Consider the following 23,877-nt stretch of genomic DNA (forward strand, 5'->3'; position numbering starts at 1 on the left):
GCGTCCCTCCCGCTCGGAGCGCCGGGAGAAGGCCGGCGCCGCTCACCCTAGACGAGCGGAGTCGGCGGAGGCTGGAGCGGGCCGCCCTCGAGCAGCGCCTGGAAGAGGACGTGGTCCTGCCACTCCCCGGCGATCCGCAGGTAGCGCCGCGCGACGCCGATCCGCTCGAAGCCGTTGCGCTGCAGCACGGTCTGCGATCCGACGTTGTGGAGGAGCGTCCCGGCCTGCACGCGGTGCAGCCCCAGATCCTCCCGCGCGGTGCGCAGGACGGCTCCGACCGCGCGGGTCATCACGCCGCGGCCCTGCAGACCGCTGTCGAGCCAGTAGCCGAGATCGCCGCTGTCGAAGGCGCCGCGGACGATGTTCGCGAGAGTCAGCCGACCGACGATCACGCCGCCCGCGTCGAGGACGAGCGGGAGGACGCTGCCGGCCCGGTGCGCGGCGAGCGCGTCCGCGACGGCGTCGGTCTGGCCCCCCGCCTCGAAGAAGCGGGTCGAGCGCGTCGGCTCCCAGGGCGCGAGGTGCCGGCGGTTGCGCCGGTACGCGGCGGCGAGGGCCGGTCCGTCGTCCCGCGAGACGAGCCGCAGGAGGGTGCCCTGGTCGTCGACGGGGATCGGGGCGGGCATCCTGCGAGGGTAGCGCCGGAGCCGGGAACGACAGAACCCCCGGCCAGGGGCCGGGGGTTCTCGTGGTGGGCGATACTGGGATCGAACCAGTGACCTCTTCCGTGTCAGGGAAGCGCGCTACCGCTGCGCCAATCGCCCGTTGCTCCGTGCGGAGCGCCTCGTTCGGTGAACGATCGAGGTGGATACGGGATTCGAACCCGTGTATACGGCTTTGCAGGCCGCTGCCTCGCCTCTCGGCCAATCCACCGTGTACGGGATTCGGTGTCGGCGGCCCGAGGGCCGACCAGGTGGGAGGCACCCGAGGGTGCCGTCCCGATGACGCCGGTCCGAGGACCGGTGTTCGAGCGGATGACGAGATTCGAACTCGCGACCCTCACCTTGGCAAGGTGATGCGCTACCGCTGCGCCACATCCGCATGTAGGTCGTACTGGTGTTGCCGTCTTGCGTGTCGTGCTGTCTTGCTGTCTGTCCGGCGCTTTCGCTGCCCGGCTCGACCTAGAAGAATGTATACGACAGCGGCGCCGGAATCCAAATCGAGCGGACGCCGATCCCGCCGCTCGGAGTCCGATCCGCGTCTTTCCGCGCGAAACCGGCTCGTCGCCGTCCGTTCACCCGGGCGTGGCGGGCGTCGGCGGTGCATCCGGGCCCCGCGGATCCGCTACGATCGTCTCTCGGGTCGTCCAGCACGTCCCCCTGGGCGATTGGCGCAGTTGGTAGCGCGCTTCCTTCACACGGAAGAGGTCATCGGTTCGAGTCCGGTATCGCCCACCCTCACCCCCGGTCCGTGCTCACGCACTCGGCCGGGGGTTCTCTCGTGCCGCCGCGGTCGTCCTCGGCCTCGCAGCGCCCAGTCGAAGGAGCCGACCCGCGATGATGGGCCGCTCGCACGCCGTGTCCGGTGCGCTCGCCTGGGCCGTCGCCGCCTCCGTGCCCGCCGTCGCCGGGCCCCTCGGCCTCGCGGGTCTCCCGCTCGACCTCCGACTGGTCGGCCTCGGAGTCGCCGCCGGCTGGGCCCTGGTGCCCGACGCGGACCACGCGAGCGCGACCGTCTCCCGCTCGGCGCCGGGCGCCTCCCTGCTCACGGCGACCGCGGGCCGGATCAGCGGAGGGCACCGGCACGGGATGCACTCGCTGCTCGCGGTCGCCGTCGTCTGGTACCTGGTGCCGGTGCTCACGGCGCTGCGCTTCCCGGTGCCGGTCGTCGGCCCCGTCGCCGTGGCCGCCGTGCTCACGCTGCCCGCCCTCGCGTTCGCCGCGAAGGCCGTCCGGGCCGCCCCCTCCTGGCGCATCGCCTGGGCCGGGGCGACGGTCGTCACGGTCCTGCTCGTCGTGCTCGCCGACGGCACCTGGGCGTGGCTCCGGGTCGCCGCGACGCTGGGCTACCTCGTGCACGTGGCCGGCGACGCCCTCACGACCGGCGGGATCAACTGGCTGTGGCCGCTGCGCGTGCGCCTGCCGCGGCGCCTGCGCCGGACACCGCTGCGCCACGTCTGGACCACCGGAGGCTACGCCGCGCTGCCCGTCCTGGGCTCCTCCGGGTCCTGGCGCGAGACGGTCCTCTACTGGCTCATGTCCGCGGCGACGATCGTGCTCACCGCCTCGATGATCACGGCCGAGCTGCTGTAGCCCGGGGCGCCCTCCTCAGAAGACCTTCCCCGGGTTCATGATCCCCAGCGGGTCGAACACGGCCTTGATCCCGCGCTGGAGCGCCAGCGAGTCCTCGCCCAGCTCCTCCGCCAGCCAGCGCTGCTTGAGCAGTCCCACGCCGTGCTCGCCCGTGAGCGTGCCGCCGAGGGCCAGGGCCGTGCGGAAGAGCTCCGCGGCGGCGTCCCAGACGTCCTCCCCCACGGGTCCGTCCCCCGCGGGCAGCACGAAGTTCGGGTGGAGGTTCCCGTCCCCCGCGTGGGCGACGGTGGGGATGCTGAGCCCCGTCCGCTCCTCGATGCCGCGGATCGCCGCGAACATCGCCGGCAGCGCGGAGCGGGGCACGCAGACGTCCTCGATCAGCACGCGGCCCTCCGCCTCGAGCGCCGGGTGGAAGGCCCGGCGGACGGCCAGCAGAGCCTCACCCTCGGCCGGGTCCTCGGTCGCCTCGGCGGCGCCCCCGGAGGCGGTCACGATCTCGAGGACGCGCTGCGACTCCTCCGCCGCTCCTCCGCCGTCCGTCTGGACGAGGAGGTAGGCGGCACCGCGGTCCAGCATCGCTCCGGTGTAGCGCGAGATCGCGGCGAGCGCCGCCTCGTCCATCAGCTCCATCACCGCGGGACGGAGCCGCGCGGCGGTGATCGCGGCGGAGGCGGCGGCCGCGGCGACGACGCTCGGGAAGTACGCGCCGACCGTGACCACGCGCCCGGTCGGGATCGGGCGGAGCTTCACGGTGGCCTCCACGATGACGCCCAGCGTCCCCTCGGAGCCGGTCAGGAGCGCGGTGAGGTCGTACCCGGTGACTCCCTTCACGCTGCGGCGGCCGGTGCGGAGCAGGCGTCCGTCGGGGAGGACGACCGTCAACCCGAGCACCGCCTCGCGGGTCACGCCGTACTTGGCGCACAGCAGCCCCCCGGCGTTCGTCGCGATGTTGCCGCCGATGCTCGAGATCGCGCGGCTCGCGGGGTCGGGCGAGAAGACGAGGCCGTGCGGAGCGACGGCGTCCGACAGCGCCTGATTGATGACCCCGGGCTCGACCACCGCCAGCTCGTCCTCGAGCGACACCTCGAGGATGCGGTCCATGGCGGCGGTCGAGAGGACGAGCGCTCCCTCGCTCGCCACTCCCCCGGCAGCGAGGCCCGTTCCCGCTCCGCGCGGCACGACCGGGAGCCGGTGCTCCGTCGCTATGCGCAGCGCCGCCTGCACGTCCTCGACCGAGCGGGCAGCGACGAGCGCGAGCGCGCGACCCGGTGCGGAGAAGCCCGACTTGTCGGTGTGCACGGCCTCGAACCCGGGGCCCTCGGTCAGGACCGCGTCGCCGAGCGCGTCGCGCAGCTGTCGGAGGATCTCGTGGTCGTGCATGGTTCACTCCGTGCGGTCGCGGGCGGGTCCTGCCGATCCTTCCACGGGCGCGGGGCAGGATGGCGGGATGACCGGAGAGACGCGATGGCCGCGGTGACGAGCGCGGGGATCCTGCTGCACCGCGAGGGCCCCTCCGGCACCGAGGTGTTCCTCGGGCGGATGGGCGGCCCCTTCTGGACCCGGCGCCCCCGCGCGTGGACGATCCCGAAGGGCGTGCACACGGGCGACGAGACGCCGCTGGACGCCGCGCGCCGAGAATTCGAGGAGGAGACCGGCGCTCCTCCGCCCGACGGGGAACTGACCCTCCTCGGCGCGTTCCGGCAGAGCGCGGCCAAGACCGTCACCGTCTTCGCCGGGCGCGGACTCGCGGACACCGCCTTCGTCGCGAGCAACACCTTCGAGCTGGAGTGGCCGCGGGGCTCCGGCGTGCTGCGCAGCTTCCCCGAGCTGGAGGACGCCCGGTGGCACCCGCTCGACGAGGCCCGCTCGCTGGTGGTGGCCGGGCAGGTCGCCGCCCTCGACGCGCTGGCCGAGCTGCTGGCGGATCCGGACGGCGGGGACCGGGCCGGCACCGCCCCCTAGTCGGCGGCCGCGTAGACCCGCAGGCCCAGCGGCACGATCCGCACCACGGCCTCGTCGAATCCGTCGCGGGAGCCGTCGAAGCGCTCGGTCTCGCCGTCGTGCGCCCACTCGGGGTCGTCCCCCGCGGGCCGGCGCGCGCCGACGGTGATCTCCGGCGTCGAGAACGACTCCACCACCGGTGCCCGCCAGCCGGGCACACGGCCGACCACCGGGGTCGCCGTACGGCCGAGCAGGAGCGAGAACGCTCCCCGGGTGCGAGGAGTCCGTCCTGAGTGCAGGATGCGCACGTCGAGGTGGCCGTCGTCGAGCCGACGCCGGGCGAGCGGGGCGGCCGTGCGCGGGTGCTCCTGATTCACCCCGACGAAGTACGACCAGACGAGCTGCGTGCGCCCGTCGCGCCGGAGCTCGAACGGATCGGTGCGCCGCACGACCGAGAGGGCCGCGATCACGGCGGCGAGCGGCTTCCCGATCCGCTTCTCGCGCTTCTCGCGGGCCGCGACGAACTCCGGGTAGACGCCGATCGAGACCGTGTTGAGCACCGTGACCGGGTCTCCCCCGTCCGCGACGACCTCGGCCACGTCGACGTCGCGGCGCTCGCCGATCGTCGCCGCGTCGAGCGCGTCCTGGACGGTGAGCAGCCCCAGCGCCTTCGCGAAGTGATTCATGGTCCCGCCCGGCAGCACGAGCAGCGTCATCCCCTCGGCGCGGGCGAGAGCGGCACCGACCGACATGGTCCCGTCCCCGCCGTAGATCCCGAGCACCCGGGGCGGAGAGTCCCCCGAGCGCGCCTCGCGCACCACGTCGGCGAGGTCCTCCCCCTCGGTCAGCCGGTGCACGCGCGCCTTCGGGAACCGGGCCCGGACCAGCGGCTCGGGATCCGGGCGGTGCGAGTCCCGGCCCGCGCCGGGGTTGAGGACCACGAGGAGGGCGGCGCCGTCCCCCAGCGGGCTGCGGTCGACGGGGGGCCGGGTCGCGCGCTCCGAGACGGGCACGTGGCGCGGCTCGGCCGGCAGGACGGCTCGGCCGACGACCGCGACCGCCGCGCCGAGCGCCGCGCCGCCGAGGACGTCCGAGAGCCAGTGGACGCCGACGTGCAGGCGGGAGAAGGCCACGGCGGCGGCGAGCGGGGCGACCGCCGCCCCCACTCGGGGCGACTCGAGCGCGACCCCGGCGGCGAAGGCAGCGGCGCTCGCCGCGTGCCCCGAGGGGAAGGACGCCGACGTCGGCACCGTCGCCAGGCGCCGGCCGACCGGGACGTCGACGAGGAGCGGCCGGTCGCCGCCGAACACGCGCTTGCCGACCAGGTTCGCGAGCGCGCTGGCCGCGGCGAGCGAGGCGGTCCCCCGCAGAGCCTCGCGGGGACGGCCCGCCAGGAGCAGCAGAACGCCGACGCCGGCCCAGAGGACTCCGTGGTCCGCGGCCCGGGAGAGCCCCACGAGCGCCCCGTCGACGACGGGCGACGGGCGACGGGCGTTCAGCCGCCGGGCCGCACGAGCGTCCGCCCGGCGCACGACGCGCGGGACGGTGACGAGTCGGCGGAGCAGGACGGACGGGGGTCGGGTTCCGCGGAGGGCCATGCGCTCAGCGTAGGAGGAGGCGCCTCCGCGGTCCCTGGACCGGTCGACGGCGCGCTACACCTCGCCGAAGCCCGACTCGACCAGATCGCCGAGCCGGCCGACCGCCTCGTGGGCCTGCGGCCCCGACGCCGAGAGGACGACCTCGTCCCCGCGGTCGAGCCCCAGCGACATCACGCCGAGCAGGCTCGTGGCGTCCTTGCCGTTCGCGTCGATCCGGGCGTCGAAGGTGGCGGCGAGCGTGACGAAGTCGGCCGCGGGACGAGCGTGCAGGCCGTTCGGGTTGATGAGGCGGACGCGGCGCTGCACGCGCTCGTCACCGGGCGAGGCCTCCTCGGCGGGAGCAGCGAGCGCCTCGCCCCGGGCCGACTCCGCGGCGGCGAGCACCTCGTCCAGCGACGCCCCCGTGCCCGCGGCGACGGCGGCCGCGACCGCCCCCTCCACCAGCGGGGCGTCGGCGATCCGGACCCGGGCGCGCGCGTCGTCGTCGAGGAACTCGACCGCGGTCTCCGCCGTCATGATCGCCGAGCCGAGGTCGCAGAGGACGACGACCCCCTCGCCGGAGTCCGCTTCCGCCAGGGCCGCCGTGATGCGGTCGAAGCTGGTGCCGATGCCGCCGTCGTCCGTCCCGCCCGCGGCGACCAGCGCGACCGAGGCCGCCATCTGCTCCGCGAGCTCGACCAGCCCCTCCGCCAGCTGCGCGCTGTGCGAGACCAGGACCAGCCCGACGCTCACGCCGCCGCCTCGGCTGCTGCGCGGAGCAGGAGAACGGTCGACACGCTGCCGGGATCACGGTGCCCGATGGCGCGCTCGCCGAGGTAGCTGGCGCGTCCCTTGCGGGCGACCAGCGGGTCCGTCGACTCCGCTCCCCTCTGCGCCGCCTCCGCCGCCGCGGCGAGGACGTCGGCCGGAGCCGCTCCCTCCTCGGCGGCGGCCGCGGCCGCGTCGACCGCCGGCGTCCACGCGTCCACCATCGTCTTGTCGCCCACCTCGGCCTTGCCGCGGAGCACGATGCCGTCCCTCGCCGCGGCCAGGAGCGCTGCGACGTCCGCACCCTCGAGCGCGTCCTCGCCCGCGACCGCGGCGGAGGCCTTCAGGAACGCCGTGCCGAACAGCGGGCCCGAGGCGCCGCCGACGGTGGAGATGAGCGTCGTCGCGACCAGCTTGAGCACGTCCGCCGGGAGCCCCTGCTTCGGCGCCCCGTCCAGCTTCGCGACCACGGCCTGGAAGCCGCGGTCCATGTTCTCGCCGTGGTCCCCGTCGCCGATCGCCCGGTCGAGCGTGATCAGCTCGACCCGGTGCTCCGCGATCGACTCGGCGGCGCGGCGGATCCACGCCGTCGCCCACGCCGCGTCGAGCCCGGCTCCCTGTGCGTCCTGCATGGTCGTCTCCTCCTCGTGGGCCGCTCCTGCGGCTGTCGTTCCGGTCATGGTGTGCGCGCGGGCGCTCAGCGTCCCCACCGCAGCGCCGCGGTCTGCACCGGGGAGTCCCACAGCTCGGTCAGGGCGTCGTCGAGCTTGAGGACGGTGAGCGAGAAGCCCTGCATCTCGAGCGACGTCGTGTAGTTGCCGACGAGGCCGCGTGCGACGGTGATCCCCTTCTCGGCCAGCGCCTCGGCTGCGCGGCGGTAGGCGAGGTACAGCTCGATCTGCGGCGAGCCGCCCATGCCGTTCACCAGGAGCAGCACCTCGTCCCCGGAGGAGAACGGCAGGTCCTCCAGGATCGGGCCGAGGATCCGGTCGACGATGCGGTCGGCCGGCTCCAGCGCGATCTTCTCCCGGCCGGGCTCGCCGTGGATGCCGATGCCGATCTCGATCTCGTCCTCGCCCAGCTCGAAGCTCGGCTCGCCCGCGTGCGGGACGATGCACGGCGTGAGGGCGACGCCCATCGAGCGCACGTTGGCGATCACCGTCTCGGCGATCGTCGCGACCTCGTCGAGGGAGTCGCCCCGCTCGGCCGCGGCGCCCGCGATCCGCTCGACCAGCACGGTGCCGGCCACGCCGCGGCGGCCGGCGGTGTAGAGCGAGTCCTTCACCGCGACGTCGTCGTCGACGATCACGCTGCGCACCTCGATCCCCTCGGCGCCGGCGAGGTCGGCCGCGGTCTCGAAGTTCAGGACGTCGCCCGTGTAGTTCTTCACGATGTGCAGCACACCCGCGCCGCCGTCGACGGCCTGCGTGGCCGCGACGATCGGGTCGGGCGTGGGCGAGGTGAAGACGGGACCGGGGACGGCGGCGTCCAGCATCCCGAATCCGACGAAGCCCGCGTGCAGCGGCTCGTGCCCGCTGCCGCCTCCGCTGACGATGCCCACCTTGCCCGAGCGGGGCGCGTCGGCCCGCACCACGAACAGGGGATCCGACACCACCCGGACCAGGTCGGCGTGCGCCAGGCCGAAGCCGGCCACCGACTCCGTGACGACGTTCTTCGGGTCGTTGATGAGCTTCTTCATCGAGGTCTCCTCCAGGATCGGGCCACCACTCGGGCGTCCCGTGACCTGCGGGCGATCCGGCGCGTGGTGGATCGCCGCCCGCACCGTCGCGGACAGCAGCCCCACGTTACGCCCTGCGCTCGCGCCTACGGCAGCGGGACGACGGCGCGCTGCGTCTCGCGGACCCACTCCTCGAGCTTGGCCGTGGCGGCCCCGGAGTCGACGGCCTCCGCCGCGCGGTCCATCGACGTCCGCAGGCGCTCCAGGACGGGCGTGCGCACCAGGTCCGGGTCGCGCGCCAGGTCGAACGCCGCGAGGCCCGCGGCCGCGTTCAGAAGGACGATGTCGCGGACGGGGCCGCCGTCTCCCGCGAGCACCGAGCGCACCACGCTCGCGTTGTAGGCGGCGTCGCGGCCGCGCAGCTCGTCGATCCGGGCGCGGGGCAGGCCCAGGTCGCGCGGATCGAGGTCGTGCTCGACCACGGAGCCGCGCGACACCTCCCAGATGTGGCTGTGACCCGTGGTCGTGAGCTCGTCGAGGCCGTCGTCCCCGCGGAACACCAGAGCCGTCGCCCCGCGCGTCCGGAACACGCCGACGACCAGCGGCACCCGGTCGAGGTGCGCCACTCCGACCGCCGACGCCTCGGGACGCGCCGGATTGCAGAGCGGGCCGAGGAAGTTGAACACCGTCGGCACGCCCAGCTCGGCGCGCACCGGACCGGCGTGCCGGAAGCCGGGGTGGAAGAGGGACGCGAAGACGAAGGCGATCCCCGTCCGCCGGAACACCTCGGCCACCCGCTCGGGGGAGAGGGAGAGGTCGACCCCGAGTGCCGCGAGCACGTCGGAGGAGCCGGAGGAGGAGGACGCGGCCTTGTTCCCGTGCTTCACGACGGGCGTGCCGGCGGCGGCCGCGATGATCGACGCGGTGGAGGAGATGTTGACGGTCCCGAAGCGGTCCCCGCCCGTCCCGACGATGTCCAGGGCCATCGGGTCCACGTCCAGCGGCACCGCGTGGTCGAGGATCGCGTCGCGGAAGCCGACGATCTCGTCGACGGTCTCGCCCTTCGCCCGGAGGGCCACCAGCAGTCCGGCGAGCTGCGCCGGAGTCGCCGCGCCCTCCATCACCTGCTCCATGGCCCACGTCGCCTCGGAGACGCTCAGATCGGAGGACTCGAGGAGTGCGCTGAGAACGTGCGGCCAGGACAGGGTTTCCGACATGGCTCCCAGATTATGCGACGAGGATCGCCTCCCGGCTAGTGCGACTTCCCTCCCCTGCCATCGGCCATAATGGTCTGTGTGACGAGCACCTCTCTCTCCCCCACGGCCACCGCGCCCGTAGTGAACCGACCCAACCCGGTCGCGGTCGGAACGATCGTCTGGCTGGGCAGCGAGGTCATGTTCTTCGCCGGCCTCTTCGCGATCTACTTCACCCTGCGCAGCACCTCCCCCGAGCTCTGGGGCGCCGAGACCCAGATCCTCAACGTCCCCTACGCGGGCGTGAACACCGTGATCCTCGTGGCCTCGTCGTTCAGCTGCCAGTTCGGCGTGTTCGCCGCCGAGCGGCTGCAGCCGCGTGCGACGGGCCTCAGCCCGTTCAAGTGGGGCATGGTCGAGTGGTTCTTCCTCACCTACGCCCTGGGCGCGGTCTTCGTCTCCGGCCAGGTGCTCGAGTACGCGACCCTCGTCTCCGAGGGCGTCACGCTCTCCAGCAACGCCTACGGCTCCGCCTTCTACCTGACGACCGGCTTCCACGCCCTGCACGTCACCGGCGGCCTCATCGCGTTCCTCCTCGTCATCGGCCGCGGCTTCGCAGTCAAGAACTTCGGCCACAAGGAGGCGACGAGCGCCATCGTCGTCTCGTACTACTGGCACTTCGTCGACGTCGTCTGGGTCGGCCTGTTCGCCGTCATCTACTTCCTCAAGTGACGCGCCCGCCGATGCCCCACTCCACTCCCGACCCCCGCAGGAAGGACGCCTCGATGGCCTCCCCGAAGACGAAGAGCCGAGCCAAGAAGGGTCGCCGCCACCCGCTCGCCACCCTGGCCCTGATCGCCATCGGCCTCGGGCTCACCGGCGGGACCTACGCCGCGGTCGGCGTCGCGACGTCCGCCTCCGCGGAGACGTCGTCCACCAGCCAGCAGACGATCGACGAGGGCTCGAAACTCTTCGCCGCGAACTGCGCCACCTGCCACGGCCTCGACGCCGCGGGCACCGATAACGCTCCCTCCCTCATCGGAGTGGGCGCGGCGTCGGTCGACTTCCAGGTCGGCACCGGCCGCATGCCGATGCAGATGCACGGCCCCCAGGCGCTCGAGAAGCCGGTGCAGTTCACCGACGAGCAGGTCGGCGAGCTCGCCGCCTACGTCGCGTCGCTGGCCCCCGGCCCCGCGATCCCCGAGGGCGAGGTCCTCGACGGACAGGGCGACGCGGCGAACGGCGCCGAGCTGTTCCGCATCAACTGCGCCATGTGCCACAACGTCGCCGGAGCCGGCGGCGCGCTCACCGAGGGCAAGTTCGCTCCCCCGCTGGGCGGCGTGACCGAGGCGCACATCTACGAGGCGATGGTCACCGGCCCGCAGAACATGCCGGTCTTCAACGACCTGAACATCTCGCCCGAGGACAAGCGCGACATCATCTCGTACCTCAAGTACATCGAGGCCAACCCGTCCCCGGGCGGATTCGCGCTCGGCTCCCTCGGGCCGGTCGCGGAGGGCCTGTTCCTCTGGATCTTCGGCCTCGGCGCGATCGTGGCCCTGACGGTGTGGATCACCGCCCGATCCAACTAGACGACTGCAGCGCCCTGACGGGCGCGACTGACCCACGGCACCGACTGGTGCCGACACGGCGTGAAAAGGAGAACCATGGCAGAGCACGATGAGGGTGGCACGGACCTCGCCACCTCGTCGGCCACCGGGCACGGAACGGCTCCGGCCGGCACCGCGGTCGTGACGCGGGACCGCGTCCAGGACCCGGGCCTCCCGCCGCACCGCCCCCGGATGACCGACCTCGACCCCAAGGTCGAGAAGCGTGCCGAGCGCACGGTGTACACGCTCTTCTACCTCTCCTTCGCGGGCTCGATCTTCGCGGTCGCCGCCTACATGGCGTTCCCGATCACCGAGGACGTCGCGTCGGTCCGGCTGAACACGCTGTTCATCGGCCTGGGCATGTCCCTCGCGCTCCTGGGCATCGGCATCGCCGCCGTCCACTGGGGCAAGCAGCTGATGTCGGACCACGAGGGCATCGACATCCGCCACCCCGTCCGCAGCGCGGAGCCCACCCGCGCCCGTGCGCTCGAGATCTTCGACCAGTCCGACAAGGAGTCCGGCTTCGGCCGCCGCTCCCTCGTCCGGAACAGCCTGATCGCCTCCCTCGTCGTGTTCCCCCTGCCCGCCGTGATCCTGTTCCGGGGCCTCGGCCCGCAGGACCAGAACCCCGTCGCCCTCCTCAAGACCACCCTGTGGGAAGAGGGCACGAGGCTCACCCTGGACCCGTCGGGAGCGCCGATCCTCGCATCGGACGTCACCCTCGGATCCGCCTTCCACGTCATCCCCGAGGGCCTCAACGACGCCGAGGGCAAGCTGGAGGAGAAGGCCAAGGCCGCCGTCCTCCTGATGCGCCTGAAGCCGGAGGACCTCATCGTCAGTGAGGGTCGCGAGACCTGGAACTACGACGGAATCGTCGCCTACTCCAAGATCTGCACGCACGTCGGCTGCCCTGTGGCGCTGTACGAGCAGCAGACCCACCACCTGCTGTGCCCGTGCCACCAGTCGCAATTCGACATCACGCGCGAGGCCGCCGTCATCTTCGGCCCGGCGAAGCGTCCGCTTCCGCAGCTCCCCATCACCGTCGACGCCGAGGGTTACCTGGTCGCCAGAAGCGACTTCACGGAGCCCGTCGGACCGTCCTTCTGGGAGCGATGACTCACATGTCCACCACCACCCCCTCACGCCCCTCCAGCTCCCCCGCGGAGCCCGAGGACGGCGTCATCCTCGGATCCGGCAAGTTCCAGAAGGGGTACGTCGGAGCGGCGTCGAACTACATCGACGAGCGCACGAGCATCTCCGCGGTCGTCAAGGAGTTCGGTCGCAAGATCTTCCCCGACCACTGGTCCTTCCTCCTCGGCGAGGTCGCGCTCTACAGCTTCGTCATCATCCTGCTGTCGGGCACCTTCCTCACCTTCTTCTTCCAGGCCTCGATGGTCGAGACGCACTACGAGGGCAGCTACCTGCCCCTCAAGGGCATCGAGATGTCGGCGGCGATGTCGTCCTCGCTCGACATCTCCTTCGACATCCGCGGCGGCCTGCTGATGCGGCAGATCCACCACTGGGCGGCACTGCTGTTCGTGGCCTCGATCGGCCTGCACATGCTGCGCATCTTCTTCACCGGTGCGTTCCGCAAGCCCCGCGAGCTCAACTGGGTCATCGGCTTCGTCCTCTTCATCCTCGCGATGGCCGAGGGCTTCACCGGCTACTCGCTCCCCGACGACCTGCTCTCGGGCAACGGCCTCCGCATCATCGACGGCATGGTCAAGGGCATCCCGATCGTCGGCACCTGGATCTCGTTCCTGCTCTTCGGCGGCGAGTTCCCGGGCACCGACATCGTCGGCCGCCTCTACACGCTGCACATCCTGCTGCTGCCGGCGCTGGTGCTCGCGTTCATCGCCCTGCACCTCGTGTTCGTGGTCGTCCACAAGCACACCCAGTTCCCCGGTGCGGGCAAGACCGAGCAGAACGTCGTCGGCTACCCGGTGCTGCCGGTCTACGCCGCGAAGGCCGGTGGATTCTTCTTCATCGTCTTCGGCGTCGTCGTCCTCATCGCCTCGCTGTTCACGATCAACCCGATCTGGAACTACGGCCCGTACGACCCCTCGCCCGTCTCCGCGGGAACCCAGCCCGACTGGTACATCGGCTTCGCCGACGGCGCCCTGCGCCTCGTCCCGCCGGGACTCGAGTGGGCCATCCCGGGCATCGGAACCCTGTCGTTCAACATCCTGATCCCGCTCGTCGGTCTCGGACTGTTCATCGCCGTGGTCATGCTCTACCCGTTCCTCGAGGCGTGGATCACCGGTGACAAGCGCGAGCACCACCTGCTCGATCGCCCGCGCAACGCCGCGACCCGCACCGCGATCGGCGCCGCCGGAGTCAGCTTCTACGCCGTCCTCTGGGCCGCCGCCTCGTCCGACCTCATCGCGACGCACTTCCACCTCACGATGGAGGGCGTGATCCACAGCCTGCAGTTCCTGCTCATCGCGGGTCCGTTCATCGCGTACTTCATCACCAAGCGCATCTGCCTGGCGCTGCAGAAGAAGGACCGCGAGATCGCGCTGCACGGCTTCGAGTCGGGCCGCATCGTCCGCCTCCCCGGCGGCGAGTTCATCGAGGTGCACCAGCAGCTCGACGAGTACGAGCGCTGGAAGCTCGTCGGTCAGGACGAGTACGAGCCCCTGATGATCCGTCCGGACTCGCGTGGCCGCATCACCGCCCCGCAGCGCGTCCGCGCCGGCCTCTCCCGCTGGTTCTTCGAGGACCGGATCACCCCCGTCACCCAGAAGGAGCTCGAGAGCTCGCACAGCGAGCACTGATCCTCCCCCGAAGGGCCCGGACGTTCATTCGTCCGGGCCCTTCGTCGTTCCCGCAGGGGGGCGGCGCCTGTCCTCCGGCGCGGTGGAGGTCGTCGGTGCACCGAGAGCCGGTGAGACCGGATCACAGCGCCTCGACGGCGACAAGCCGGCAGGAACGTGGGGCGATACTCCGGACCTCGAGACCTCCGCTCCTTGAATCACGAGACGCCGTCTCACCGCCGAGCTGGAGACGTCCGCCGCCATCCGATCATGGAGTGTGCCAGCCCCTCTGCGTGCTCGCAGTGTGGTCGTCCGGTGAGGTCCCCGGTCCCCGTACACGTCGAGACGCTCCGGATCGGTTCGAGGGTACCCATTCCCAGCAGGCCTATCAGGACTGCCCTCCCCCACTCACGGTCGAACCCTCTGTGATCGGCGACGGCGACGCTCGCCGGTGAGACCGAGGAGGCGACCTCCGGACATCGACGACCGTCGCTGCAGCGGCGTCTCAGGCTCCCTGTCCTCGCGCCGACCGGCACGACCCGCTAGCCGTACCGAGGAGCTCCGAGAGCCGCAGGGGCGCGCGCGGTTCCGCCGGGGTGCGGGCTCCGCTGGGTTCGGAACGGTGTGCAGACGTCCGCAGGGCGGCGCAGGCGCCAGAACAGGCGCAGCAGCCCCACTACAGCCGCAGGCGCAGCAGTATCCGCGATCCGTAGCGCGCCACCGCCGTCGGCACGCCCATAGGCGCACAGGAGAGCCGCCACAGGCGTGGCCCGCTCACCCGCGACTGGAGCAGGAGCCGTCGCAGCGCGGACCCGTAGGGGTGATGACGCCGGCCGACGCTCCTGCTCGGCGCCGCCCGCTGCACTCGCCTGCGAGCTTCCGCGTCGCGGGCCGTCGGGATGTGCCCAGACGAGTTCCTCCGCGCAGGACGCCTCGGTGTCCCGCCAGCAGGACACCGCGAGAGATCCAGCTCACCTCGTCATCCCTGACTGAGCGATCCCGGCCCTCACCGGGAGGCCCCGGCCCTCACCGGGAGGTCCCGGCTCTCACCGGGAGGCTCGATCCGCCACCGATCGGCGAATGACGCCCCTGCACGCAGCCGAACGGCCGAGCCGACCGGGCCCCGACCGCGCATCGCTTCCTCCTGGATAAGCGAAAAGGCCGGGTGCACGGAGCCCAAGCCCTCGTGCACCCGGCCCTCGGCCGTGCGATGCGCCCTAGCGGGCGAAGTACCCGCGGTAGTACTCGTACACCCAGCCGGCGATGGCGACCAGGAAGAGTCCGACGGCGATGTAGGTGATCCAGAACCCCACGGCCAGGCCGAGGAATCCGAGGGCCGCGGAACCGCCCAGGATCAGCGGCCACCAGCTCCACGGGCTGAAGAAGCCCAGCTCGGGGTCTCCGTCATCGATGTCCGCATCGAGGCGGTCCTCGGGGAGCTCGGCACCCTGCGCCTTGTGGACGCGGCCGACGTAAAACGCGATGAACGCGCCCAGCACGGCCGAGAGGCCGATGCCGACGGTGCCGACCCACTCCACCTGGCCCGTGTCGAGCAGCGACCACACGATGTACGTGATGTCGGCGAGGAGGAAGAAGCCCGCGAGGAGCCAGAAGAGATTGACGTTGGCGCGCATGGCCCTACTTCACCGTGCCTTCGGACTTGTCGTACGTGGGGGCGTCCGGAGCGTCCTTCGCCGGACCGATTCCGACGGGGATGCCGGCCTCGGGGTGGTTGAGGTCGAACGCCGGGGCCTCGCTGCGGATGCGCGGGATCGAGGTGAAGTTGTGGCGGGGCGGCGGGCACGAGGTGGCCCACTCGAGCGACCGGGAGAAGCCCCACGGGTCGTTCACCGTCACCTTGGGCGCCTTGCGGGCCGTGATGTACACGTTCAAGAAGAACGGGATCAGCGACACCGCGAGGATCATCGCTCCGACCGTCGACACCTGGTTCATCCAGGTGAAGCCGTCCTCGGGGAGGTAGCTGGCGTAACGGCGCGGCATGCCGACGACGCCCAGCCAGTGCTGGATGAGGAAGGTGGTGTGGAAGCCGATGAACAGCAGCCAGAAGTGCCACTTGCCCAGCGTCTCGTTCAGCATCTTGCCGGTCCACTTGGGCCACCAGAAGTAGAAGCCCGAGAACATCGCGAAGACGACGGTTCCGAACACGACGTAGTGGAAGTGCGCCACCACGAAGTACGAGTCCGAGACGTGGAAGTCGAGCGGGGGCGACGCGAGGATCACGCCGGTGAGTCCACCGAAGGTGAAGGTGATCAGGAAGCCGATCGCCCAGATCATCGGGGTCTCGAAGGTCACCGATCCGCGCCACATGGTGCCGACCCAGTTGAAGATCTTCACGCCGGTCGGAACCGCGATGAGCATGGTCATCAGCGAGAAGAACGGCAGCAGGACCGATCCGGTGACGTACATGTGGTGCGCCCACACCGTCACGGAGAGGGCGGCGATCGCGATGGTCGCGTAGATCAGCGTCTTGTAGCCGAAGATCGGCTTGCGGCTGAAGACCGGGAAGACCTCGGACACGATCCCGAAGAACGGCAGCGCGATGATGTACACCTCGGGGTGGCCGAAGAACCAGAACAGGTGCTGCCAGAGCAGGACGCCGCCGTTGGCCGCATCGTAGATGTGTGCGTCGAACACGCGGTCGGCGCCGAGGGCGAACATCGCGGCGGCGAGCACCGGGAACGCGAGCAGCACGAGGATCGACGTCACCAGGATGTTCCAGGTGAAGATCGGCATGCGGAACATCGTCATGCCGGGAGCGCGCATCGTGATGATCGTCGTGATGAAGTTCACCGCGCCGAGGATCGTGCCGAAGCCCGAGAGCGCGAGGCCGAAGACCCAGAGATTGCCGCCGAGCCCTGGTGAGAACGTCGTGCTCGACAGTGGCGCGTACGCGAACCAGCCGAAGGACGCCGCACCCTGCGGGGTGACGAATCCGGCGACCGCGATGAGCGAGCCGAAGCTGTAGAGCCAGTACGCGAAGGCGTTGAGGCGGGGGAACGCGACGTCGGGGGCGCCGATCTGCAGCGGCATCAGGACGTTGGCGAACCCGGCGAAGAGCGGCGTCGCGAACATCAGCAGCATGATCGTGCCGTGCATCGTGAACAGCTGGTTGTACTGCTCGCGCGTCTCGACCACGTTCAAGCCGGGCTCGAACAGCTGGGCGCGGATGACGAGTGCCATCACGCCGGCGATGCAGAAGTAGATGAACGACGTGATCAGGTACATGTACCCGATGACCTTATGGTCGGTCGACGTCATCCAGCGGACGAGGACGTTCGCCTTGCGCTGGACCGGCGGAGTGCCGGCGGTGCGCGTCGGGCGGGGTGCCGTGGCGGTGCTCATGCTCCCTTACTCCTCGTTCTCGCGGGCCGGCGCGCCGGTTCCGGGAAGGTTCGAATTGCGGTTGTACTCGGCGCCGAGCTGACCGGTCTGGCCCGCGTCGCGCAACGACTGGATGTAGTCGTCGTACTCGCCCTGCGAGACGACCTTGACGTTGAAGAGCATCGCGGAGTGGTACTCGCCGCAGAGCTCGGCGCACTTGCCGGCGTAGGTCCCCTCCTTGAGCGGCGTGACGTACATGTAGTTCGTCTTGCCGGGGATCATGTCCTTCTTGTAGAGGAAGTCGACGACCCAGAAGGAGTGGATCACGTCGCGCGCGTCGAGCTGGATCTTGATCTTCTGTCCGACGGGCAGGTAGAGCGTGGGGATCTCGGACTCGACGAGCGAGCCGGCGGCGTCTCCGCCCTCCTGGTACTGGCCCTGGATGCCGGCGGAGTAGACGTCCTCGTCGACGTAGTTGAAGTCCCACGCCCACTGCTTGCCGTACACCTGGATGGTCTCGTCCGGGTCGTCGTAGGGCTGCTCGATGGCCGCCTGGTCGCGCGCGGTGAAGGCGAAGAAGCCGATCACGAGGATCAGCGGCACGATCGTGTAGAAGATCTCGATCGGCATGTTGTAGCGCAACTGGACCGGCAGGCCGGTCTGCCCCTTGCGACGGCGGTAGACGACCACCGCCCAGATGGTGAGACCCCACGTGACGACGCCGACGGCGAGCAGGACGATCCAGGAGGTGACCCAGAGTCCGATGACGCGGTCGACGTGGTTCGTCGTGCCGGGTTCGGTGGGGAGCCAGCCCTGGAGCTGCTCTTGCGTGCAGCCCGCGAGGACGAGGGCGAGGGCTCCTGCGACGGGGGCAGCGACCCATCTGCGGATTCGGCGATTGAAGCGCACCGGTGACCTTTCGGAAGACTGGGGACCAGTTCACACGAAACTGTATTAGACCGGCTCCAGCCTACCCTTCCGCTCCGGCGGCCCGGTGCACGACGACCCGCTCTTGACGTCCCGGCCGAGTGGTGCAGTCATGACGAACGGCGCCCGACGGGCCACCGGAGTGGACTGTCGGGCGCCGTTCGGAGGCGCTGCGGCCCGGGGCCGCGCGGCGTCAGTGGAAGCTGTCGCCGCAGGCGCAGCTGCCGCCCGCGTTGGGGTTGTCGATGGTGAAGCCCTGCTTCTGGATGGTGTCCTCGAAGTCGATCGAGGCGCCGTCGAGGTAGGGGACGCTCATCTTGTCGACGACGAGGCCGACGCCCTCGAACTCCACCGCGGCGTCGCCGTCGAGGGTGCGCTCGTCGAAGTAGAGCTGGTAGATGAGGCCGGAGCAGCCGCCGGGCTGCACCGCGACGCGCAGGCGCAGGTCGTCGCGGCCCTCCTGCTCGAGCAGGCTCTTGACCTTGGCGGCGGCGGTCGGGGTCATCGAGACGCCGTGGGCCGCGCTGGGCGGGGTGGCGAGGGGGGTCGCCGTCTGGTCGGTCAGTGTGTCTGACATGTCACTCCTCAGGGGACGGGCGGAACGGTCGTCGTGCCTTCCGGGATTCTACGGCTGCAACCCGGGTGGTCACCCGGGTATTCCACGACCGGTGGTCAGTCGCGGTGAGCGGCGGCGCGGAGCAGGAACAGCGCCTCGGTCTGCGCGGCGCGCTTGAAGACGCCCAGGTGCAGCGACTCGTTGGGGCTGTGCGCGCGCGAGTCGGGGTCCTCGACACCGGTGACGAGGATCTGCGCCTCGGGGAACTCGCGCACGAGGTCGGCGATGAACGGGATGCTCCCGCCGATCCCGGTCTCGAGAGGCTCGCGTCCCCAGGCGTCCGCCATCGCGCCCTTCACCAGGTCCACGGCCCAGCCGGTCGCGTCGACCAGGAACGGACTGCCGGTGTCGACGTCCTCGATCGCGAGGTGGGCGCCGAACGGGGAGTTCGCCCGGAGGTGGCTCTCGATGGCGGCGAACGCCTCCTCCGCGTCCTGGCCGGGGGCGATGCGGGCGCTGATCTTCACGCGCACGGACGGGACGAGGGTGTTGGAGGCGTCGACGACGCTGGGCGCGTCGATCCCGGTGACCGTGACGGCCGGCTTCGACCACAGGCGCGAGAGGATCGCGCCGGTGCCGATCGGCGAGACCCCGTCGAGCAGCCCCGAGTCGCGGCGGAGGTCCTCCTCGGTCGTCTCGGGCACCGCTCCGTCGTGCTCGGTGAGGCCGGCGACGGCGACCGAGCCGTCCTCGTTCCAGAGCGTCGCGAGCAGGCGGACCGCCGCGAGCATCGCATCCGGGACCGCTCCGCCGAGCATGCCCGAGTGCGAGGCGTGCGCGAGAGTGCTGACGGTGAGGGTGAAGGTGACGTTGCCGCGCAGGCCCACCGTCAGCGCGGGGGTGTCGACGTCCCAGTTGTCGCTGTCGGCGACGATGATCGCATCCGCGCGGAGGGCGTCGTGGTGCTCGCGGAGGAAGGTGGGGAACGAGCGCGACCCGAACTCCTCCTCCCCCTCGATGAAGAGGACGAGCCCGAGGTCGTGGTCCTCGCCCGCGACCTCACGGAGTGCGCGCACCGCGGCGAGGTGGGACACGACTCCCGCCTTGTCGTCGGCGGCACCGCGCCCGTACAGGCGGTCGCCGCGCACGGTCGGCTCGAACGGAGGCGTCTCCCACGCCGACTCGGCGCCCTGCGGCTGAACGTCGTGGTGGGCGTAGAGGAGGACGGTCGGCGCTCCGTTGCGCGCGGCGCGGGTGGCCAGGACGGCAGGCTGGCCGAGCACGTCGGTGCCGTCGATCGTGGCGCTGTGGATCGCGACGTCGTCGAAGACGCCCGTCTCGCGCGCGAGCTCGGCGATGGCCTCGGCGCTGGCGGCCACGCGGGTGGCGTCGAAGCCGTCCCACGAGACGGACGGGATCCGCACGAGCTGCCCGAGCTGGGCGAGCGAGCGCGGCAGATCGTCGCGGACGGCGGCGAGGACGGCCTCCTCGTCGGAGGAGAGTGCGGGCGGAGTCGGAGCGTCGTGAGCCATGGAGGTAATCTTAAGAGACCCCCGATTCCAAGGACGTTCCCCGTGGCCAAGCACCCGATCGCAACCGACACGCCCGACGACGCCGGCTCGCCCGGCTCCGGGAAGGGCCGGCCGACGCCGACCCGGCGCGAGCAGGAGCTGGCCCGCAAGCGTCCGCTGGTCGTCACCGACCGCAAGCAGGCCGCCCGCGACGCCCGCGAGAAGGCCGCCGTGTCGCGCGAGCAGGCTCGCATCGGCCTGGCCGCCGGCGACCAGCGCTACCTGCCGCTGCGCGACAAGGGTCCCCAGCGCAAGTTCGTGCGCGACTGGGTCGACGCGCGCTTCAGCCTCGGCGAGTTCCTCATCCCGGTGATGGTCGTCGTCCTGCTGCTGAGCTTCTTCCCGCAGCCGGAGCTGCAGTACGCGACGCTCGTCATCCTCTGGGTGTTCTTCCTCCTCGCGGTGATCGACTGCATCCTCCTCGGAATGCGGATGCGCCGGAAGCTCGCCGAGCGCTACGGCGCCGACAAGGTCGAGAAGGGCATCCGCTGGTATGCCGCGATGCGCGCCCTCCAGCTGCGCGTCATGCGACTGCCGAAGCCCCAGGTCAAGCGCCGCGCCTTCCCCGAGTAGTCGGACGGCGGACCACGAAGGGCCCCTGCGGTCGCGCCTCGCGCGGCTCCGGGGGCCCTTCGTGGTGCACGGCGGGTCAGGAGGCGCGGGCCAGTCCCCGGTTGATGTCCCGAGCCCACAGGGGCCCGCGGTAGATGAAGGCGGTGTAGCCCTGGACGAGGGTGGCGCCCGCGTCGAGGCGCTCGCGCACGTCCTCGGCCGTCTCGACTCCTCCGACGGAGATCACGCAGAAGGCCGCGGGGACGACGCCGCGGATCACGCGGAGCACCTCGAGCGAGCGCGCGGCCAGCGGGGCACCGGAGAGGCCGCCGGCGCCGGCCGCCTCGACCAGGGCACGATCGGTCGAGAGGCCCTCCCGGGAGAGCGTCGTGTTGGTCGCGATGATCCCGTCCAGACCCAGGCGCACGGCGAGCTCGGCGACCCGGCCGACCTCGTCGTCGGAGAGGTCCGGGGCGATCTTGACCAGCAGGGGCGTCGTGTCGGCGGCGTCCTTGACGGCCGCGAGGAGCGGCTCGAGGCGGTCGATCTCCTGCAGGCCGCGGAGCCCGGGGGTGTTCGGCGAGCTGACGTTCACGACGAGGTAGTCGGCGAGCGGCGCGAGCAGGCGCGTGCTGATCAGGTAGTCCTCGATCGCGTCGTCCACCTCGACCACCCGGCTCTTGCCGATGTTCACGCCGATCACGGGGCGGCGGCGCGCGCTGCGCAGCCGGATCAGCCGTTGCGCCGCGGCCTCGGCGCCGTGATTGTTGAAGCCCATCCTGTTGACGACGGCGCGGTCCGCGATCAGCCGGAAGAGGCGCGGCCGGTCGTTGCCCGGCTGCGCCCGAGCGGTCAGGGTCCCGACCTCGACGTGTCCGAAGCCGAGCGCGCCGAAGCCCAGGACCGCGGTGGCGTCCTTGTCGAAGCCGGCCGCGACGCCGAACGGGGTCTCGAAGCGGAGGCCGAGCGTCTCGACCGCGGGCGTTCCGCGCGGGACGGTGGTCCGGCGCAGGACCGGAGCGAGGGCTCCGAGGGCCCGGATCACCGGGAAGCTCAGGTGGTGCGCCCGCTCCGGGTCGAGGCGGCGCAGGACGGTGCGGAACAGGAGCGGGTACACCCGGGCCTCAGATCTCGTCGGCGCTGTGGGGCACGGAGGTGCGCTCGGCGCGGAGCAGGGTGATCGCCGACTCGAAGTCGTCCAGCGAGTCGAACGCCTGGTAGACGCTCGCGAAGCGGAGGTAGGCCACCTCGTCGAGCTCGCGCAGCGGCGGCAGGATGGCGAGGCCGATGTCGTTCGCGTCGATCTGCGAGGCGCCCGTGGAGCGGATGCTCTCCTCCACCCGCTGCGCGAGCACGGCCAGATCGGTGTCGGTGACGGGCCGGCCCTGGCAGGCCTTCCGGACGCCGCTGACGATCTTCTCGCGGCTGAACGGTTCCACGACTCCGCTGCGCTTGATCACGACGAGGCTCGCGGTCTCGGTCGTCGAGAAGCGCCGGCCGCACGACGGGCACTGCCGGCGGCGGCGGATCGAGAGGCCGTCGTCGCTCGTGCGCGAGTCGATCACTCGGGAGTCGGGGTGCCGGCAGAAGGGGCAGAACATCGAGGGCCTCTCGGTCTCAGGCGAAGCGGGCGTCGACGGCGTCGCCGTGGGCGGGCAGCGCCTCGGCGTCGCTGAGAGCGCGGATGTGCGGGGCGACGCGCTCGAGCGCACCGCGGTCGTAGGAGATCAGCTGCTGCGGCCGGAGGAAGGTGTAGGCGCCGAGCCCGGAGGAGAAGCGCGCCTGCCCCAGCGTCGGGAGCACGTGGTTGGAGCCGGCGAGGTAGTCGCCCAGGCTCACCGGGGTGGTCGGGCCGAGGAAGATCGCGCCGGCGTCGTGGATCCGCTCGGCCGTCGCGACGGGGTCGGCCGTGTGCAGCTCGAGGTGCTCGGGGCCGTAGGCGTCGCTGAACGCGCAGGCGAGCTCGAGGTCGTCGACGATCACGAGCGCGGACTGCGGGCCGTCGAGTGCGATGGCCACGCGCTCCGCGTGGCGGGTGGCAGCGGCCTGGGCGGCGACCTCGCGCTCGACGGCGGCGGCGAGCTCGGCGCTGTCGGTGACCAGGACCGCGGAGGCGGCCTCGTCGTGCTCGGCCTGGCTGACCAGGTCGGCGGCGACCAGGCGCGGGTCGGCGGAGTCGTCGGCGATCACGAGGATCTCGGTCGGGCCCGCCTCGGAGTCGATGCCGACCTGCCCGAGCACCTGGCGCTTCGCGGTGGTGACCCAGACGTTGCCCGGCCCGGTGATGATGCTGACGGGATCCAGCCCGATCGAGTCGACGCCGTAGGCCAGTGCGGCGACGGCTCCGGCGCCCCCGACCGCGTAGACCTCGTCGATGCCGAGCAGAGCGGCCGCCGCGAGGATCGTGGGGTGGACGGAGCCGCCGAACGCCTTCTGCGGCGGCGAGACCAGGGCGATGGAGGCGACTCCGGCGGCCTGCGCGGGCACGGCGTTCATGACGACGCTCGACGGGTAGACCGCCTTGCCGCCGGGGACGTACAGCCCGGCGCGGGCGACGGGCTGCCAGCGCTGGGTGACCGTGGCGCCGTCGTCGAGCTCGGTGGTGCGGGGCGGGGGGATCTGCGCGGCGCTGGCGCGGCGGACGCGCGCGATCGCCTCCTCGAGTGCGCTGCGGATGGCCGGGTCGAGGCGGTCGAGCGCCTCGGCGATCTGCTCGGCGGGCACGCGGAGGTGCGGGGGGCGCACGCCGTCCAGCCGCTCCGCCTGGTCGAGGAGCGCCTCCGCGCCGCGTTCTCGGACGTCGGCGATCAGCTCGGCGACGACGGGCCCGACGGAGGCGGACGTGCCCGGATTGCGGGGCACGAGGGCGAGGAGCTCGGCGGAGGAGGGACGACGGCCGCGGAGGTCGAGAGTCTGGATCATGGCCGCCCCAGTCTACGCGCCGCCCTCCCCCGCTCCCTCGCCGCGCGCTCCCCCGCCCGGACCCCGTCCCGCCCGACCCTCGCCCGGTCTCGATCCGCCGCTCCGCGGCTACTCGACCACCCGGAGGACACCGGCGGCCGCAGGCTCGCACTCCGATCCGCCACCCTCTCGCCGCACCCTCCGAGGCGAACCGGCGATCCGCGTGTCAGCGGATCGTCGTAGCCGTACGCAG

At 71.7% G+C, this 23,877-nt stretch carries 22 protein-coding genes and 4 tRNA genes; 8 read left to right on the top strand and 18 right to left on the bottom strand.

The features are described from left to right. Nucleotides 1–47 precede the first annotated feature (47 nt). From C5C46_RS01120 to C5C46_RS01135, 4 genes are all read right to left on the bottom strand, one after another. Nucleotides 48–626 carry a GNAT family N-acetyltransferase gene (locus C5C46_RS01120; protein WP_104225349.1) on the bottom strand — a complete coding sequence of 193 codons (579 nt, stop codon included), beginning with the start codon at nucleotides 624–626 and terminating at the stop codon, nucleotides 48–50. 63 nt (nucleotides 627–689) lie between these two features. Next, nucleotides 690–764, bottom strand: a tRNA-Val gene (locus C5C46_RS01125). 38 nt (nucleotides 765–802) lie between these two features. After that, a tRNA-Cys gene (locus C5C46_RS01130) sits at nucleotides 803–873 on the bottom strand. A 96-nt stretch (nucleotides 874–969) separates the two neighbouring features. Then, nucleotides 970–1,041 (bottom strand) — tRNA-Gly (locus C5C46_RS01135). Nucleotides 1,042–1,321: 280 nt separating this feature from the next. Here C5C46_RS01135 and C5C46_RS01140 point away from each other — a divergent pair. Both C5C46_RS01140 and C5C46_RS01145 read left to right on the top strand, forming a co-directional pair. Next, nucleotides 1,322–1,394: transfer RNA gene (locus C5C46_RS01140), tRNA-Val, on the top strand. Between the two features lie 102 nt (nucleotides 1,395–1,496). Next, a complete protein-coding gene (locus C5C46_RS01145; RefSeq protein ID WP_104225350.1) occupies nucleotides 1,497–2,252 on the top strand; it encodes a metal-dependent hydrolase in 756 nt (251 codons plus the stop codon). A 15-nt stretch (nucleotides 2,253–2,267) separates the two neighbouring features. On the opposite strand, the gene C5C46_RS01150 is transcribed toward C5C46_RS01145, so the two are convergent. Beyond that, nucleotides 2,268–3,632: an FAD-binding oxidoreductase gene (locus C5C46_RS01150; protein ID WP_104225351.1), complete on the bottom strand. Its 1,365-nt coding sequence runs from the start codon at nucleotides 3,630–3,632 to the stop codon at nucleotides 2,268–2,270. Between the two features lie 84 nt (nucleotides 3,633–3,716). Here C5C46_RS01150 and C5C46_RS01155 point away from each other — a divergent pair, with 84 nt between their 5' ends. Further along, the gene (locus C5C46_RS01155) at nucleotides 3,717–4,214 is read left to right on the top strand and encodes an NUDIX domain-containing protein (protein WP_104225352.1); all 498 of its coding nucleotides are present in this window, start codon (nucleotides 3,717–3,719) and stop codon (nucleotides 4,212–4,214) included. On the opposite strand, the gene C5C46_RS01160 is transcribed toward C5C46_RS01155, so the two are convergent. The 5 genes from C5C46_RS01160 to trpD all read right to left on the bottom strand — a co-directional run bounded on the left by C5C46_RS01160 (nucleotide 4,211) and on the right by trpD (nucleotide 9,433). Then, nucleotides 4,211–5,791, bottom strand: coding sequence for a bifunctional phosphatase PAP2/diacylglycerol kinase family protein (locus tag C5C46_RS01160; RefSeq protein WP_104225353.1), 1,581 nt, complete (start codon nucleotides 5,789–5,791; stop codon nucleotides 4,211–4,213). The two genes, C5C46_RS01155 and C5C46_RS01160, sit on opposite strands and share 4 nt — an antisense overlap. Nucleotides 5,792–5,845: 54 nt before the next feature. Continuing rightward, entirely contained in the window at nucleotides 5,846–6,523 is a 678-nt protein-coding gene (gene dhaM / locus C5C46_RS01165) for a dihydroxyacetone kinase phosphoryl donor subunit DhaM (protein WP_104225354.1), read from the bottom strand. Further along, entirely contained in the window at nucleotides 6,520–7,170 is a 651-nt protein-coding gene (gene dhaL / locus C5C46_RS01170; RefSeq protein WP_104225355.1) for a dihydroxyacetone kinase subunit DhaL, read from the bottom strand. The genes dhaM and dhaL overlap by 4 nt, the downstream gene beginning before the upstream one ends. Before the next feature lie 65 nt (nucleotides 7,171–7,235). Next, a complete protein-coding gene (gene dhaK / locus C5C46_RS01175) occupies nucleotides 7,236–8,237 on the bottom strand; it encodes a dihydroxyacetone kinase subunit DhaK (RefSeq protein ID WP_104225356.1) in 1,002 nt (333 codons plus the stop codon). A gap of 125 nt (nucleotides 8,238–8,362) precedes the next feature. After that, nucleotides 8,363–9,433: an anthranilate phosphoribosyltransferase gene (trpD, locus tag C5C46_RS01180; protein ID WP_104225357.1), complete on the bottom strand. Its 1,071-nt coding sequence runs from the start codon at nucleotides 9,431–9,433 to the stop codon at nucleotides 8,363–8,365. 69 nt (nucleotides 9,434–9,502) lie between these two features. On the opposite strand from trpD, the gene C5C46_RS01185 reads away from it, so the two are divergent. The 4 genes from C5C46_RS01185 (at nucleotide 9,503) to C5C46_RS01200 (ending at nucleotide 13,796) form a co-directional block, all read left to right on the top strand. Further along, nucleotides 9,503–10,141, top strand: a complete 639-nt coding sequence (locus tag C5C46_RS01185) for a heme-copper oxidase subunit III (RefSeq protein WP_104224647.1) — start codon at nucleotides 9,503–9,505, stop codon at nucleotides 10,139–10,141. A 53-nt stretch (nucleotides 10,142–10,194) separates the two neighbouring features. Continuing rightward, complete coding sequence (locus C5C46_RS01190; protein ID WP_104224648.1) at nucleotides 10,195–11,001, top strand: c-type cytochrome; 807 nt, start codon at nucleotides 10,195–10,197, stop codon at nucleotides 10,999–11,001. 75 nt (nucleotides 11,002–11,076) lie between these two features. Then, the gene (locus C5C46_RS01195) at nucleotides 11,077–12,135 is read left to right on the top strand and encodes a ubiquinol-cytochrome c reductase iron-sulfur subunit (RefSeq protein WP_104225358.1); all 1,059 of its coding nucleotides are present in this window, start codon (nucleotides 11,077–11,079) and stop codon (nucleotides 12,133–12,135) included. A 5-nt stretch (nucleotides 12,136–12,140) separates the two neighbouring features. Continuing rightward, a complete protein-coding gene (locus C5C46_RS01200; protein WP_104224650.1) occupies nucleotides 12,141–13,796 on the top strand; it encodes a ubiquinol-cytochrome c reductase cytochrome b subunit in 1,656 nt (551 codons plus the stop codon). 1,196 nt (nucleotides 13,797–14,992) lie between these two features. Here the strand turns inward: C5C46_RS01200 and C5C46_RS01210 are convergent. From C5C46_RS01210 to C5C46_RS01230, 5 genes are all read right to left on the bottom strand, one after another. Next, on the bottom strand, nucleotides 14,993–15,409 hold the full coding sequence (locus C5C46_RS01210; protein ID WP_104224651.1) for a cytochrome c oxidase subunit 4: 417 nt from the start codon (nucleotides 15,407–15,409) through the stop codon (nucleotides 14,993–14,995). A gap of 4 nt (nucleotides 15,410–15,413) precedes the next feature. Next, complete coding sequence (ctaD, locus tag C5C46_RS01215; protein WP_104224652.1) at nucleotides 15,414–17,138, bottom strand: cytochrome c oxidase subunit I; 1,725 nt, start codon at nucleotides 17,136–17,138, stop codon at nucleotides 15,414–15,416. Between the two features lie 6 nt (nucleotides 17,139–17,144). Then, the gene (gene coxB, locus C5C46_RS01220; protein ID WP_104224653.1) at nucleotides 17,145–18,026 is read right to left on the bottom strand and encodes a cytochrome c oxidase subunit II; all 882 of its coding nucleotides are present in this window, start codon (nucleotides 18,024–18,026) and stop codon (nucleotides 17,145–17,147) included. 211 nt (nucleotides 18,027–18,237) lie between these two features. Further along, a complete protein-coding gene (gene erpA / locus C5C46_RS01225) occupies nucleotides 18,238–18,621 on the bottom strand; it encodes an iron-sulfur cluster insertion protein ErpA (protein ID WP_104224654.1) in 384 nt (127 codons plus the stop codon). Nucleotides 18,622–18,716: 95 nt separating this feature from the next. Further along, nucleotides 18,717–20,132 carry a dipeptidase gene (locus C5C46_RS01230; RefSeq protein ID WP_104225360.1) on the bottom strand — a complete coding sequence of 472 codons (1,416 nt, stop codon included), beginning with the start codon at nucleotides 20,130–20,132 and terminating at the stop codon, nucleotides 18,717–18,719. A gap of 42 nt (nucleotides 20,133–20,174) precedes the next feature. Between C5C46_RS01230 and C5C46_RS01235 the strand changes: the two genes are divergently transcribed. Further along, on the top strand, nucleotides 20,175–20,744 hold the full coding sequence (locus C5C46_RS01235; RefSeq protein WP_181027102.1) for a DUF3043 domain-containing protein: 570 nt from the start codon (nucleotides 20,175–20,177) through the stop codon (nucleotides 20,742–20,744). A 76-nt stretch (nucleotides 20,745–20,820) separates the two neighbouring features. On the opposite strand, the gene C5C46_RS01240 is transcribed toward C5C46_RS01235, so the two are convergent. The 3 genes from C5C46_RS01240 to hisD are packed head-to-tail and all read right to left on the bottom strand — an operon-like array spanning nucleotide 20,821 to nucleotide 23,645. Then, nucleotides 20,821–21,840, bottom strand: a complete 1,020-nt coding sequence (locus C5C46_RS01240; protein ID WP_104225361.1) for a quinone-dependent dihydroorotate dehydrogenase — start codon at nucleotides 21,838–21,840, stop codon at nucleotides 20,821–20,823. 7 nt (nucleotides 21,841–21,847) lie between these two features. After that, on the bottom strand, nucleotides 21,848–22,324 hold the full coding sequence (gene nrdR / locus C5C46_RS01245; protein WP_104224657.1) for a transcriptional regulator NrdR: 477 nt from the start codon (nucleotides 22,322–22,324) through the stop codon (nucleotides 21,848–21,850). Nucleotides 22,325–22,340: 16 nt separating this feature from the next. Beyond that, the gene (hisD, locus tag C5C46_RS01250; protein ID WP_104225362.1) at nucleotides 22,341–23,645 is read right to left on the bottom strand and encodes a histidinol dehydrogenase; all 1,305 of its coding nucleotides are present in this window, start codon (nucleotides 23,643–23,645) and stop codon (nucleotides 22,341–22,343) included. Between the last annotated feature and the right edge of the window lie 232 nt (nucleotides 23,646–23,877).

This window comes from Rathayibacter sp. AY1E6, assembly GCF_002931115.1.
Classification (GTDB): Bacteria; Actinomycetota; Actinomycetes; order Actinomycetales; family Microbacteriaceae; genus Rathayibacter.